Below are 13,472 nucleotides of genomic sequence, written 5' to 3'. Positions count from 1 at the left end.
ACCTTAATTCTCCATTGCCCGGTATAAAAGACCTTTTGACGTAGCCCTGTCACCGGACCACGGTTCCACCCGCCACGACACGCGCTGGCGATTGCCACGTCGTCACGTCCGAGCGCGGGTCCGAGTCCAGCACCACGAGGTCGGCGCGATACCCCTCCTCGACCAGTCCGACTTCGCCGTCGAGGCCCAGCAGGTCCGCAGAGTTGACCGTCGCAGATTCGAGGGCTTGCTCCTCGGAGAGACCGTGGTCCACCATCAGTTCCAGTTCCTCGGGGATGTCGCGGTGGTGGTTGAACGGCGTGCCAGCGTCGGTCCCCATGGCGATGGGAACCCCGGCGTCGAGCGCGTAGTCGAAGGCGTCGGCCCACGCTTCGATGGCCTCCTCGGCCTTCTCGACGGCGAACTCCGGGACGCCCTTCTCGGTCCCGGCCTCGACGATGCCGTAGAGCGCCTTGGCGGTCGGCACCCAGTAGGTTCCCCGGTCGGCCATCAGTTCGGCGGCTTCGCGGTCCATGAACGTCCCGTGTTCGATGCTGGAAATTCCGGCCCGGACCGCGTTCTTGATGCCCGCGGTACCGTGAGCGTGGGCCGCGGTCGGCACACGCTTGGCGTTGGCCGCGCTCACGATGGCGTCGATTTCGGCCTCGTCCAACTCGGGTGCGCCGGTCAGCGCGCCCTCCGTCAAGACGCCGCCGGTCGCCATGCACTTCACCACGTCAGCGCCGCGCTTGAGTTGCTCGCGGGCGGCCCGCTTGGCCTCGGGCACGCCGTCGGCCTCCCGGCCGAACCAGTAGCCGTGCCCGCCGGTCATCGTAATCGCCTCGCCGGCAGAGAGGACCCGCGGTCCCTCCAGCACACCCTGCTCGACGGCATCGCGGGCGTCGAGCGCCAGCGACCCCGGCGACCCGAGGTCCCGGACGGTCGTGACGCCGGCGTCGAGGGCGTCCCGGAGGTTGCTGGTCGTCCGGTAGGCCAGCGTGGCCTCGCTGTCGTCGTAGACCTCGCTCGGGTCGGCCCGGCCGTCCATCATGACGTGGACGTGGGCGTCCACCAGTCCCGGCGCGACGAACTGCCCGCCGGCGTCTATCTCCTCGTCGGGGTCGTCGGGTGCGTCCCCGACGCCGACGATTTCGGCGTCCTCGACCGCTACGTCGGCCTCGCGCGCCCCGTCGGCGTCAACGACCGTGGCTCCTCGCAGTACGAACATGTCTACCTGTTCGACGCCGACGCCCTAAATCTCAGGGTCCCGGCGATTGGCGACAGGACCTATGGACGTGCGAAATCTGTGATTCTACGTGACAACGCACGACCAGCGGGGTCGCGCTCCGGTACGCGGTCCACCGGCCCGACGCCGTGGACCGACTCGTGCTGTCGAACGCGGTTGCCTACGACGTGTGGCCCGTCGAACCCATCGTGGACATCGGCCTGCCCTCGACCGCCCACGAGCGGAGCGTCGAGGAAAACAGGAATATCGTTCTTTAGGCAAACCAGATATTTATTAAGCGATTGTATACAATGGTAGAATCGCCCTTCGGACCGACTCGGCACGCACCACGACCGGCGAAAGAGCCAACCCCTTCGGCGTCGCAGAGGGCGGCATGACCGACCACCCACTCGACGGCAAGTCAGCACTGGTCACTGGCGCGAGTTCCGGCATCGGCGAGGCCACGGCCCACGCGCTAGCCCGCGACGGCGCTCGGGTCGCGCTGTCAGCACGGCGCGAGAAGGCACTGAACGACATCGCGTCGAAAATCGAGAGCGAGTGGGACGCCGAGACGCTGGTCGTCCCGACGAACATCCGCAGTGAGGACTCGGCCGAGGAGATGGTCGAAACCACCGTCTCCGAGTTCGGGGGCCTCGACGTGCTGGTGAACAATGCCGGGACGGCCTGCGGCGAATCGGTCGAGAACATGACGACCGGCGACTACGACAAGATGATGGAGACCAACGTGGACGGCGTGTTCTACGCGACTCGGGCCGCGGTGCCCGCTCTCAAGGAGGCCGAAGGCAATCTGATTTTCGTCGGGAGTTTCGCCGGGCAGTACCCCCGGCCGTTCAACCCCATCTACGCCGCGACCAAGTGGTGGGTCCGGGGGTTCGCTCACAGCATGGCGGGCAACGTCGGCACTGACGGCGTTGGGGTCACTGTGGTCAACCCCTCGGAAGTCCGGACCGACTTCGGCGGGGCCTACGGCGAGACGTTCGCCGAGCGATTCGACGAGGGCGAGGTGACCGAACCGGAAGAAGTCGCGGACGCCATCGCGTTCTCCGCGAAGCAAGAGAACTCGACCGTCAGCGAGTTGGACCTCTACCGGCGGGACAAGTTCGCTGGCTTCTGAGTCAGACCGAAACGTAGTCCTCCTCGGTCAGCGATTCCGGGAGGTCGAGTCGATACATAGTGGTCGCGCCCGACTCGCTCGAAATTTTCAGTCCGACCTCGGTTCCTTCCCGGAGCGGTTGGGAGTACGGCGGCGTAACCGGGTCTCGGGTGTCGGCCTCGATGAGGCCAGCGTTGAAGTAGAGTTTGATTCGCTGTTCCTCGCTGTCGAGGACGAGGTGTTGGTTACCGTCGATAGCGTAGGTGTTGAACACCTTGTGGGCCTCGCTGGCGTCGGTACTACCGCCGCCACCGCGGCCACCACCGCCGCCGCCGCCGAGGCCGAAGGTGCCGGGGTTGCCAGTGTTCTCGACGCCCGGTGCGTGTTTGGCGGCCTTACCGTGGACGAGGGTCGTCGTGCGGCGCGGACCGACCCACGAAATCGTCGCGCCCGAGAGGTTCACCGTCCCCGAACCGGGCGCGAGTTTCACCGTCAACTCGACGGTATCGACGCTCTCGTTTAGCATGATGTCCTCGGTGGACTTGGGTGCGGAGTTCATTTTCTCGTCGGTGACGTGACCGTAGGCACTCACGACCATGAGTCGGTTCGAGACCTGATGGGTCGCCTCCTCGCCGGTCTGCTCGGCCGCGCTCTGCAGATACCCCGAGGTATCGAGGAGGACGCCCGCGGCGATGGCCGCCACCAGTACCATCGCAATGAATACGATGAGCGTCCCGATACCGACCTGTCCTCGCTCGCCGTCCGTCCGCTCGTCTGTGCCCATTTTGTTACCTCCAGCCATCCGATAGATACGGGCCGTGATTGTCCCGCACCTTACTTAAAATAACCGGTACTATTGGCACGCTGTAACGCGGCCTCGACTTTCTCGATGGGATGGGGTGGCTCCTCACTCAGTTGCTCCCAGTTCCCGAGTTGCGAGCGACAGGACGAACCGGGTGCGACCACTGTCTCGCCGTCGCTGTCCTCGATTTGGTCGAACAGGATGTCGGCGATTTTTCGGCTCATCGAGTAGTGTTCGGCCTCGTAGCCGAAACTCCCGGCCATGCCGCAACACCCCGAATCGAGCGCAGAGACCTCGTATCCGGCCTCTCGGAGGACGCTGACGGCGTGGGAGTCCTTCTTCGTCGCCTTCTGGTGACAGTGGCCGTGGTAAGTCAGGGTCTCGTCAGGCGCGGACAACGGCAGGTCGAACTCGAACGTGTCGAGGTACTCGCAGACGCCGTAGGTGTTGGCGGCCACGCGCTCCGCGGCAGTCGTGAGGTCGTCGCTGGTCTCGTCTCGATTTTCCAGCCCTGCTTCCGGGTCGGCGGTCCGGGGTTCGGCGTACTGCTCGCCGGACCGACTGGCCTCCGGTCCCTCCGCCCCGAGGAGGTCGAGGTAGTCCGACTGGAGCATCACCGCGTCGGAGGGTTCGACCACTACCACGTCCCAACCGTCCCGGACCTTTGGCGCGAGCGTCGAGACGTTGGAGCGGGCGATTTCTCGGGACTCGTCGAGAAAGCCTTTCGAGTGGGCAGGTCGTCCGCTGTCGTTCACGTCGGTCGGGATGCGCACTCGGACTCCCGCAGTTTCGAGGACCCGGACCGCGGCCTTCCCCGCCTCCGGGTGGTTGTGATTGGTGTAGACGTCGGGGAACAGCGCGACCTTCCGGGTGGCCTCCTCGGCGGGAACTCGGGGGCCGCCGCGGTCCTCGAACCAGTCCACCAGCGTCTCCCGGTGGAAGGTCGGCAGGTTCTGCTCGCGGGCGATGCCGAGGGTGGATTCGAGGAGTCTGCGCGCTCCCGGCACCTTGCTCGCCCAGTTCGAGAGCGGTGCGAGGGCGCTTCCGACCTTCGAGAGGGTCCCGACGTTGGCGAAAAGCTTCTCGCGGAGGCCCGCGCCGTGACGCTGGTGGTACTCGTGTTCGATTTCGGCCTTCATCTTGGCCATGTCCACCTCGGAAGGGCAGTCGCGGGCGCACCCCTTGCACCCGATGCAGAGGTCCATCACCTCGCTCATGAACTCCACGTCGAACTGCTCGTTCTCGGACAACTCGCCGCTCATCGCCTGCCGGAGCATGTTGGCCCGGCCTCGGGTCGAAGTGGCCTCCTCGTCTACAGCGCGGTAGGTCGGGCACATCACACTGCCGGTGGTCTCCTGCCCGCCGCGACACCCGCCGCACCCGTGACAGAGTTCGACCATGCCCTCGAATCCGTTTTCGTTCTCCCAGTTCAGTTCGGGCGCGAACCCGGCGGAGAACTCGTAGTCCGGGTCGAACCGCAGGTTCTCGGTCATATCGTGGTCGCCGCAGACGTTGCCGGGGTTCAGTAGCCAATCGGGATCGAAGGCGGTCTTCAAATCGCGGAAGATTCCCCAGACCTCCTCGCCGTAGAGTTTCCGGTTCCACTGGGTCCGGGCGCGGCCGTCGCCGTGTTCGCCCGAGACGGACCCGCCGTACTCGACCACGAGGTCGGTGGCTTGGTCCGCGATGGCCTCCATCTGGTTGACCCCGGCGGGCGATTTGGTGTTGACGAGGGGCCGGATGTGGAGACACCCCGGCCCGGCGTGGGCGTAGAAACTGGCGAAGGTGTCGTTGTCCTCCAACACCTGCTGGAAGTCGGCGACGTACTCGGGCAGGTTCTCGGGCGGGACCGCGGCGTCCTCGATGAACGAGATGTGCTTGGCGTCGGAGGTCCGGGACAGCAGGATTGGAAGCCCGGACTTCCGCATCTTCCAGAATCTGGCGCGTTCGGCGTCGTCGTGGGCCTCCATCCCGGCGAAGGCGATTTCGCCCTCGCGGTCCGCCCGGAGAGCCTCGACTTTCTCCTTGCCCTCTCGGTCGCTCTCGGCGTAGAACTCCACGAGGAGGACCGAATCGGTCCCCTCGGGGAGCATCCCCACCACGTCGGCGAACTCCTCGGTGTCGCGGGCGAGGTCAAGCAGTACGTCGTCCAGCACTTCGACCGCGGCCGGGTCGTGTTCAAGGACGTGTGCCACGTCCTCCATCGCGTCCAGCAGGTCGTCGTAGGCGAACAGCGCCATCGACTTGGTTTCGGGGACCGGTTCGAGGCCGACCGTCGCCTCGGTCACGATGGCGAGGGTGCCCTCGCTTCCCGCGAGGAGTCTGGCGAGGTTGACCGTTCCCTCCTCGGCCTCGTCTACCAGTCTGTCGAGGTTGTACCCCGAGACGTTGCGCTTGAGTTGGGGGTACACCGCGTCGATTTTGTCGGCCTCGTCGTCCACGATGCGAGCGACCGCGGCGTAGATTCGCGCTTCGAGGCCGCCCTCGGGGTCGGCCTCCTCGCGGAGTTCGGTCAGGTCCACCTCGCCGAAGGTGGTGACGGTCCCGTCGGCGAGGACCACCTCGCACTCCTCGACGTAGGCGTCGGTCTTGCCGTACTTCAGCGAGTGGCTCCCGGTCGAGTTGTTGCCGATAGCGCCGCCGAGCGCCGACTTGTCGCCCCACGCGGGGTCCGGCGCGAACTTCAGACCGTGGGGTGCGAGTTCCTGATTCAACTCGCCGAGAATCGCGCCGGGTTGGGCGCGGGCCGTGGGGTCGTCGTCCTCCGGTTCGATTTCCAGTACAGCGTCCATGTACCGGGTGAAATCGAGAACCACGGCCTCGTTGACCGACTGGCCGGCGAGGCTGGTGCCGCCGCCGCGGGGCAAGACCGGAATCTCGCGCTCGGCGCAGTACTCCATCACCGCCGATACGTCGTCGGTGTCGGTCGGAAAGACGACGCCGATGGGCGTGACCTCGTAGGCGCTGGCGTCGGTAGCGTAGAGTTGGCGGGAGTAGCTATCGAATCGCACGTCGCCGTCCACGAGACCGGTGAGGTCAGCGACCAGTCCGGGCCGGTCCTCGTCGTCGGACCGGTAGTCGTAGTCCGCCCGCGGGTCGCGGGCCGGGTCCGCGTCGTGGGTAGCCATACCGCGGGGTACGGACGGCGGGCCGAAAAGTGGTGCGTTCGGGGAACCGCTGGATGGTGATGCTCCCGGAGACCCGGCCTCGGGAAACGCTTTCGATGGTCCGGTCCGTAACCGGAGTGTGTCCACGACTGTCTCTACCCCCGATGCGAACGAGACGTGTACGTACTGCGAATCGCACATCTTCGACCACGACCCCATCTGCGTCCGCGACTGCGCCGACGACTGCGGGTCCCCTACGTACTTCTGTAACTACGCATGCCTCTCGGCGCACGTCGAGGAAAACGACCTAACGACCGACGACGCCTGCGAGTGGTCGCCCGACGATAGCGGATGTTGCTGACGAAGCGTCCGACAGACGGGAGACGGCGCGCGCGTCGGCAGTCGCCCGACTCGAACGATAAGACAACTATAGATACTCTTAACAATTGTATAGTGTATTGAGAGAAATAGAGCGTTAGTCGTCAGCGGGTCCGACCGACCCGGACCACGCCGACTCCTCGACTTCCTCCTCGACCGACGAGCGCACCGAGTCTGCGAACCCGCGCACCTGTCGCCAGTTCAGCACCGCGAACCCGGCGAAGATGGCACCGAACCCGACCAGCGTCGAGGACGACACCAACTCGCCCAGCACGGCCCAACTCGCCAGCGTCGCCACGACCGGTTCGAGGTACCCCACCAGATTCAGTCGCGTCGGACCGATGTCGTCGAGCAGGTAGAAGTACAGCAGGAAGGCCACCACGCCCGACAGCAGGGTCAGGTAGGCGAACGACGCCAGCGCAGTGGGAGTCAACCGAATCGCCGACAGGGATTCGCCACGGACCGCGCCCGCGACGAACAGTAGGGCCGACCCGCCGACCATCGCCCACCCCTCCAGCGCCGCTATCGAGAGTCCGGTCCGGAGCGGCCGGGTCAGGACCGCGCCGAGCGCGAAGCACGCCGCGCCGAGGAGAACCAACCCGACGCCGACGACGTTCGCCGAGAGGGCAGTCGTGGGCGTCAGACCCGCCACGATTGCTACGCCCGCGACGCCGAGGGTGAAACCGAGGCCCTTCGGGAGGGTCAGGCGCTCGTCCAGCACCACCCCAGCGAACCCGGCGGTCAGGACCGGCGAGAGACTGACCACGACCGCCGCAATCGCGCCCGAGACGTGCTGTTCGCCCAGATAGAGCAGGCCGTGGTACCCGGCGATGACGAACGCGCCGACTACGGCGACCGAGAGGTACTCCTCGCGGGCGCGAGGCCGCCAGCGGTCGGCCGTCATCACGGCGTAGCCCAGAATGACCACGCCCGCGGCGGCGTACCGGACGCCGGCGAACACCATCGGCGGGAAGTAGTGGAGGCCGATTTCGATGGCGACGAACGACCCGCCCCAGAGAGTTGCGAGAACTGCGAACAAAACAGCCGAAATTGGGATACGGTTTTGAATATCACTCGAAATCATGATTCTGTTTCAACCGTCGTACTTTCGGCCACTTAAACTTCACTACAAGCTGTCGCCAGTAGTTCGAAAGAAAGTCGAATACTGGGTCGAAAGTAGGTTTGTCCGACTGCATCTCTTTCAGAGTTCGATTTCTGTTGGCAGAATATTGACTGCTTCAGCGGGACGCTCAAGTCCCGGAACGCCGACAGACGGACGTTAAGTAGACGCGGACGCAACGTGGAGGAAAATGGACGAACGCGACGTGACCATCCTGAAGGCCATCGCGGACCTCGGGACCGGAAGCCCCGAGCAACTCAGCGAGGAGACCGACATCCCAGTCTCGACCATCCACTACCGACTCAACAACCTGCGCGAGGAGGGCGTCATCGAGAACGACCTCTACGACCTCGACTTGGAGAAGGCAGGCCTCGGCGTGACCGTCCTCGTGGAGGTGCTGGCCGACTACAGCGACTCCTACGAGGACTTCGGCGAGAAACTACTGGCGGTCGAAGGCGTCACCCAAGCCTACTTCGCCATGGGTGAGACCGACTTTATCGTGGTCGCCCGCCTCCCCGACAGCGATGCTGTCGAACGCCTCATCAGCGACTTCGAAGGCATCGACGGCGTCGAGCGCACCAACTCCACGTTCGTCATCTCGACGCTCCGAGACACCGACAACCCCTTGGAGAGTTACAGTCTGGAGACGCTGGTCGAAGAACTGGCCGACGAGTAGGAGCGAGTTCGAGAGTCAGGGCGCGAGTCGATTCTTTCGGTTCTTCATGTTCTCCTCGTAGTAGTCGAAGGTGATGGGACACCACTCTTTCGCTAAATCCAACACTTGTTCGGTCATCTCGCGTATTTCCCACTGTGCGTCCGCCGCGGCGCGCATATCTCCCACGTGCATTAACATGCGGGGGTTCATCGACATGACCATGTTGACTTTCGTGCCGATGGGGAGGACGAATCGGGCGTCCTCGGGCGGCACGCCGAGGTCGAGGAGTTCCTGATACGCTTCGACCGACTCCGTAATCGAGGACTCGAACACCTCCTTGCGCTTTTCGACGGTCTCGTCGTCAACCGACCCGCCTTTCTGGTTCCGGCCAATCCAGTCGGGGTCGTCTATCGAGGGCGGCATCACTATCATCTCGCCGTCGCCGACCTCCTCGGGGTCAATGTCGTCGAACGAGACGTACCGCATACTCTGAACGTCGAAACTGACGTGGCGATGCCGTGTTATCTGTGCCATGCACGACCGACTGATTCCCTTCACCGCGAAGACGGCTTGCGGGTGTTCGAAGGGACCGAAATGTCCGTGTTCCAGCAGGTGACTGATGAGCGTGGATTGTTTGTCTTCCATCGTGTCGCCCTCGATGGACGCCATGATTTCTTCGAACGACTGGTCGCCGACCCACCCGTTCATGTAGTCGTTGCGCGCCGCAGTACAGATTGCCTCCTCCGGGTCCTCCGTCGCTTTAAGTAGTTTGACTTCCATGGTAGGCTTCGGTTACCCGAATAGTCCCACAGAACTACCTTGCATGTTTCGCCTTTTTCCTCTGTCAATCCGAAACCGTACTCGCGCCGAGACAACGACACCCACAAACCCCCGCCACTCCTACCCTCGCGCATGATTACCAACGTCGCCCGAGGAGTACAGGCATTCACCAGCAACGCCTTTCTCGTGGAAGGCGAGCGGACTGTCCTCGTGGATACCGGGTCGAACTTCGACGTGGTGGAACGACTTCGGGACCGGGATGTGGACCTCGACGCGGTGGTTCTCACCCACACGCACCCGGACCACGTGGGTAATCTCGGCGCAGTCAAGGAGGCCTTCGGCGTCGAGGCGTGGGGCTTCGACACCGACCAACCGGGCGTGGACCACGCCATCGAGGACGGCGAGACGGTCCAACTCGGCGACGACGCCTACGTCGCGCTCCACACGCCGGGGCACAAGAACGACCACCTCTGCTTCTACTCGTCGGGAGCGCAGGTCCTGTTCGCGGGCGACCTGATTTTCCAGAACGGGAGTTTCGGCCGGACCGACTTGGAGGAGGGCGACCGGAATCAGCTAATCGAGAGCATCGACCGCGTGAAGGACCGAGTGGACGAACACCTCGCCGAGATGTACGTCGGTCACGGCCCGAGCGTCACCACCAACCCCTATCAGGACGTGGAGTTAGCGGGGCGCGCGGCCCGGATGCGGTGAGTGGTCAGCCAGCTTTATTTTCTCCGGGTCCGCAGGTGACGGCGTGACCGACCGAACGCACCTGACGACCGTCGAGGAGGTCCGCGAATCCGGTTCGTGGCTGTTCACCGCGCGTGACCAGTACGGCGAGCAGGAGGAAATCATCCTCGTGCCCTGCGAGGACGCCGACGACGCCGAGGACAGCGATTCGCCGGGCGTCGAGGCGTGGGTCAACCGATGCACCCACGAGGCCCAGAAACTCGACCGGGGGTTCGGCACGGCGATGCGCGACGGCCAGATTATCTGCCCCAAGCACGGGTCGATGTTCGACTCCTGTTCGGGATATTGCGACAACGGCGAGGCCGCCGACACCACGCTGGTCTCGGTCGATGTCGGCGTCGAGGCGGGCGCGGTCTACCTCACCGACGAGGGTTACGAGTTCGACCACGAGGGAAGTGTCGAAGACGGTAGCGACGACGCCGATGGCGATGGAGAAAGCGAGGACGACGATGACGACGTGCCGAGTTCGACCTCGCACATCGGCTTCTAATCAGTTCTCGGCGATATCTAGCAGTTCGTCGTAGGCGTCGGCGTACTCCCGAGCGACTGCCGCGGGAGTCTTCCGGTCGGCGTCGGGGAGCGCCGACAGCGAGGCCGTCGCTTTGGGGTCGGCGAGTTCGGTCACGTCGGGGGTGTGGACCTCCAGTTCGCCCTCTCGGGCGCTCCCGCCGGCGACCTCGCAGGCCTTGAGAAAACGGTCGCCGCCGTAGACTGCCATCCGGCCGGGTTCGACCACGGCCACCGCGTCGAAGGTGACGCCGCGAATCGGGACCGCCACGTCGCCGTAGGACTCCACGACGACGTGTTCGGCCTGCTCGTCGGTCCTCCGGATGCGGTCGGCGAACCCCTCGAACATCGGCAGGTGGAGTTGCTCGGTGATTTCGTTGAGTCGCCCGACTGTCTCGACGGTCGGCGCGTCCGACAGCGGAAGCTTCTCGCGGGCCGATTGGGGCACGTCGGCGTGGGCGTTCACGACGAACGACTCGCCCACCCTGTCGAGGACGAACTCGCGGTGGGACTGGCCGACGAGGCCGGCGTCCGGGCCGGGCGAAGGCCGCCAGAGTCGGTGGACCGGGTTCAGGTCCTCGGGGGCGAAATCGCCCGCGCTGGCCTCGGCCAGTCGTTTGGCGTCCTTGCCGTAGAGGCGGCCCTCCTCGACCGCCCGCAGGTAGTCGTCGTGGTCGAACCAGTGGTCGTTGCCCGCGCGGGGCTTGAATCCGACGCCATCGAGGCGGTCCAACAACCCGGTCGTGAACGTGGTCTTGCCGGCGTCCACTCGGTCGCCGCCCGCGACCAGAAGCCTCATCGGTCGTCGTCGGTCTTCAACCCGTAGTAACCGGGTTCGTCGTCGGCCTCGGGTTCGGCGATAACGAGGTCGCCGGCGTTGTTCATGACCCACGGGATGGCCCAGTCGAGCAGGATGTCCTCGGTTTCGGCCTCCAGTTCGGCGTCGGGGTCCAACCCTTGCAGGAGGCGGGCGATTTCGTAGACGGTGTACATCTGGTCGGCTTCCAGCAGTTCCTCGGCGGTGTAGAAGTCGCAGGGGTGTAACTGGTCGAAGTCCGATTTGGGTCGGGGCATGGCCGGAGGTACGGCCGAGCGCGGGGTAAATCGTTCGCCTCGGCTTCAGAACACGTTCTGCTGTCTATTAGAATTGCACATCTTGTTTAAGAATATTAATAGTAATGTAAAAGATAACTATAGTTGGTTGTAGGGGGCGAGTCCCCTCGTCGTTGCACCCTCGTCGCTCGGGCCTCCTCGGCGATTTCCAACGGCCGAACGGTCCTAATTTTTATATCATAAGCGGACGGACGTTTCTCTCCATGGGAGGACACGACGGAGAACGCCGAGGAGACGCCAAGCCGGCGCTCGTCGAGGCGTTTTCGACGTTCGGGAGCGACGCCCTCCGCGACGTGTGGCTGTTCGACCAGCGCGACCACGAGGAGCTATACCTCCGTGACGACGTGGGCGAAAAGATAGCCGACGTGGACGTACCGCGGTTCGTGGACAACGAACGCTACGGCTACGTCACCCGCGACACCTACGCGGACCTCTACTACGCCGACTACGGCTACACCGTCCGGGGATTCGACGGCTTCGAGCAGTTCCGGACGTTTCTGGCCGACGGCGACGAGAAGGTCGGCGTGTTCGGCAGTTTCGACCACCGGGAGGGTGGCTACGACTTCTCGGCGCTCGACGCGGCAGTCTCGGCCGTCGTCGCCGACTACCCAATCGAAGCGTTCGCGCCGGGTCGAACCGAGAAGTGATTCCGACTGCCGAGCGCGTTCACCAACCGCTGACCGACGCGCTGGCCGAGTGAAAAGCGACCGCGAAAAAAGCGTCAGACGACAGGTGCCACGGCGCAACCGACCGAGTTAGTTCTCGGGTTCGGGGAGTTTGCTCATCTGGTTCTGCTGGCGCTCGTCGGTGAGCGTCGCGTAGCCCTGCGTCTCGACGTAGTTCTCCTGCCCGAAGTCGCTCATTATCATCCGGAGGTAGGCGGCCTCCTTCTTCGAGGTGCCCTCGTAGGTGTAGCAGTGGAGGTCACGCGAGAGGGGGTAGTTCTTGTCGGCGAGGTTCTTGCCGGGTTCGTAGGTCGTGCCGTCGAAGTCCAGCGCGATGGAGGGCACGTCGCCGGTGACGAACGCCAGCGCCATGTACGCGATGGCGTTGTCGGACTTGCTGACCAGCGTCTTGACCTGCTGGTTCTGGCCCTTGCGAACGTCGACGCCGGGCATCTTGGCGTCGGGACCGCCGAGCATGTTCGCTCGGAAGGCGGTGTCGGTACCCGAGCCTTCGGCGCGGCCGACCGCCTGAATCTCCTTGTCCTCGCCGGTGTAGGCGTCGATTTCCGACCAGTTGGTGATGTCGCCTTGGTAGATTTTCCGGACCTGCTCGGCGGTCAGTTTCTCGACGCCCGCGTCGTAGATGTCCTTGCTGACGACGATAGGCTGGGCGTCCACCCCGACCACGTGGTCTTTGAACTTGTTCAGTTCCTCCTCGCTCGCGTCGGGAAGTTCGGCCGAGACCGACGCGCTGGCGTCGGCGATGTCTACGAGACCGTTCTTGGCCTTTTCGATGCCAGTACCGGAGTGGCTCAGACCGACAGACACGTCGAACGGCGGCGAGGCGCTCCCGGTGGACTCGAAGCCGTACAGGCCCGCCCAGTAGTCGGCGAGGCGCTTGTCGGTGTCGATGTCGTACTGGCCCGGACCCCAGTACTCCTTGTCGTCGGCCGGCGGGTTCGACGACCAGACCGAACCTGCCGTACTCGTAATCGGGTAGACGGTCGAGGAGCCACCGGCCTTCAGTTTCGAGGGACCGGATTGGCTGTCTCCCTTCGACTCCGAATCGGATTCGTCCTGCTTACCGCTTTTCTCGGTTTCGTTGCCACCAGTTCCACCTGTACATCCAGCGAGCGCGAGTGCTCCGCTTGCCCCTGCGGCGGTCAAGAACTTCCGGCGAGTCGATTTGTCTGCCATCACGTGGTCGAAGCCGCGACTGGGAAATAAAGCTACCGAATAAAATATATATTTTCTAGTTATCTATATATTGGTTTCCA

15 protein-coding genes are annotated in these 13,472 nt (G+C 64.3%); 7 read left to right on the top strand and 8 right to left on the bottom strand.

Annotated elements, in window-relative coordinates:
• Nucleotides 1-49: 49 nt before the first annotated feature.
• The gene (locus tag P2T57_RS02950) at nt 50-1,207 is read right to left on the bottom strand and encodes a metal-dependent hydrolase family protein (RefSeq protein WP_276300988.1); all 1,158 of its coding nucleotides are present in this window, start codon (nt 1,205-1,207) and stop codon (nt 50-52) included.
• A gap of 146 nt (nt 1,208-1,353) precedes the next feature.
• On the opposite strand from P2T57_RS02950, the gene P2T57_RS02945 reads away from it, so the two are divergent.
• Entirely contained in the window at nt 1,354-1,482 is a 129-nt protein-coding gene (locus P2T57_RS02945) for a hypothetical protein (RefSeq protein ID WP_276300987.1), read from the top strand.
• Between the two features lie 116 nt (nt 1,483-1,598).
• Nucleotides 1,599-2,339, top strand: a complete 741-nt coding sequence (locus tag P2T57_RS02940; RefSeq protein WP_276300986.1) for an SDR family oxidoreductase — start codon at nt 1,599-1,601, stop codon at nt 2,337-2,339.
• A gap of 1 nt (nt 2,340) precedes the next feature.
• Here P2T57_RS02940 and P2T57_RS02935 read toward each other — a convergent pair whose 3' ends face one another.
• Nucleotides 2,341-3,102, bottom strand: a complete 762-nt coding sequence (locus P2T57_RS02935) for an archaellin/type IV pilin N-terminal domain-containing protein (RefSeq protein WP_276300985.1) — start codon at nt 3,100-3,102, stop codon at nt 2,341-2,343.
• Nucleotides 3,103-3,152: 50 nt separating this feature from the next.
• Nucleotides 3,153-6,248, bottom strand: coding sequence for an FAD-binding and (Fe-S)-binding domain-containing protein (locus P2T57_RS02930; protein ID WP_276300984.1), 3,096 nt, complete (start codon nt 6,246-6,248; stop codon nt 3,153-3,155).
• A gap of 118 nt (nt 6,249-6,366) precedes the next feature.
• Here P2T57_RS02930 and P2T57_RS02925 point away from each other — a divergent pair, with 118 nt between their 5' ends.
• Complete coding sequence (locus tag P2T57_RS02925; protein ID WP_276300983.1) at nt 6,367-6,588, top strand: hypothetical protein; 222 nt, start codon at nt 6,367-6,369, stop codon at nt 6,586-6,588.
• A 114-nt stretch (nt 6,589-6,702) separates the two neighbouring features.
• Here P2T57_RS02925 and P2T57_RS02920 read toward each other — a convergent pair whose 3' ends face one another.
• Nucleotides 6,703-7,689, bottom strand: coding sequence for a DMT family transporter (locus P2T57_RS02920; protein WP_420028510.1), 987 nt, complete (start codon nt 7,687-7,689; stop codon nt 6,703-6,705).
• A gap of 226 nt (nt 7,690-7,915) precedes the next feature.
• On the opposite strand from P2T57_RS02920, the gene P2T57_RS02915 reads away from it, so the two are divergent.
• On the top strand, nt 7,916-8,401 hold the full coding sequence (locus P2T57_RS02915; RefSeq protein WP_276300980.1) for an Lrp/AsnC family transcriptional regulator: 486 nt from the start codon (nt 7,916-7,918) through the stop codon (nt 8,399-8,401).
• A 15-nt stretch (nt 8,402-8,416) separates the two neighbouring features.
• On the opposite strand, the gene thyX is transcribed toward P2T57_RS02915, so the two are convergent.
• A complete protein-coding gene (gene thyX, locus P2T57_RS02910) occupies nt 8,417-9,160 on the bottom strand; it encodes an FAD-dependent thymidylate synthase (RefSeq protein ID WP_276300979.1) in 744 nt (247 codons plus the stop codon).
• A 132-nt stretch (nt 9,161-9,292) separates the two neighbouring features.
• Here thyX and P2T57_RS02905 point away from each other — a divergent pair, with 132 nt between their 5' ends.
• Together P2T57_RS02905 and P2T57_RS02900 are read left to right on the top strand one after the other, a co-directional pair.
• Complete coding sequence (locus P2T57_RS02905; protein WP_276300978.1) at nt 9,293-9,871, top strand: MBL fold metallo-hydrolase; 579 nt, start codon at nt 9,293-9,295, stop codon at nt 9,869-9,871.
• A gap of 43 nt (nt 9,872-9,914) precedes the next feature.
• The gene (locus tag P2T57_RS02900) at nt 9,915-10,400 is read left to right on the top strand and encodes a Rieske (2Fe-2S) protein (protein ID WP_276300977.1); all 486 of its coding nucleotides are present in this window, start codon (nt 9,915-9,917) and stop codon (nt 10,398-10,400) included.
• Here P2T57_RS02900 and P2T57_RS02895 read toward each other — a convergent pair whose 3' ends face one another.
• Together P2T57_RS02895 and P2T57_RS02890 are read right to left on the bottom strand one after the other, a co-directional pair.
• Nucleotides 10,401-11,216, bottom strand: coding sequence for an ATPase (locus P2T57_RS02895; protein WP_276300976.1), 816 nt, complete (start codon nt 11,214-11,216; stop codon nt 10,401-10,403).
• On the bottom strand, nt 11,213-11,491 hold the full coding sequence (locus P2T57_RS02890) for a DUF5827 family protein (protein ID WP_276300975.1): 279 nt from the start codon (nt 11,489-11,491) through the stop codon (nt 11,213-11,215). The genes P2T57_RS02895 and P2T57_RS02890 overlap by 4 nt, the downstream gene beginning before the upstream one ends.
• A gap of 242 nt (nt 11,492-11,733) precedes the next feature.
• On the opposite strand from P2T57_RS02890, the gene P2T57_RS02885 reads away from it, so the two are divergent.
• Nucleotides 11,734-12,177: a DUF7522 family protein gene (locus P2T57_RS02885; protein ID WP_276300974.1), complete on the top strand. Its 444-nt coding sequence runs from the start codon at nt 11,734-11,736 to the stop codon at nt 12,175-12,177.
• A gap of 108 nt (nt 12,178-12,285) precedes the next feature.
• On the opposite strand, the gene P2T57_RS02880 is transcribed toward P2T57_RS02885, so the two are convergent.
• A complete protein-coding gene (locus tag P2T57_RS02880) occupies nt 12,286-13,392 on the bottom strand; it encodes a PstS family phosphate ABC transporter substrate-binding protein (RefSeq protein ID WP_276300973.1) in 1,107 nt (368 codons plus the stop codon).
• Between the last annotated feature and the right edge of the window lie 80 nt (nt 13,393-13,472).

It is taken from the genome of Halorussus lipolyticus, from assembly GCF_029338375.1.
In the GTDB taxonomy this organism is placed as follows: domain Archaea; phylum Halobacteriota; class Halobacteria; order Halobacteriales; family Haladaptataceae; genus Halorussus; species Halorussus lipolyticus.
This window is presented reverse-complemented; position numbering and strand designations above follow the sequence as displayed.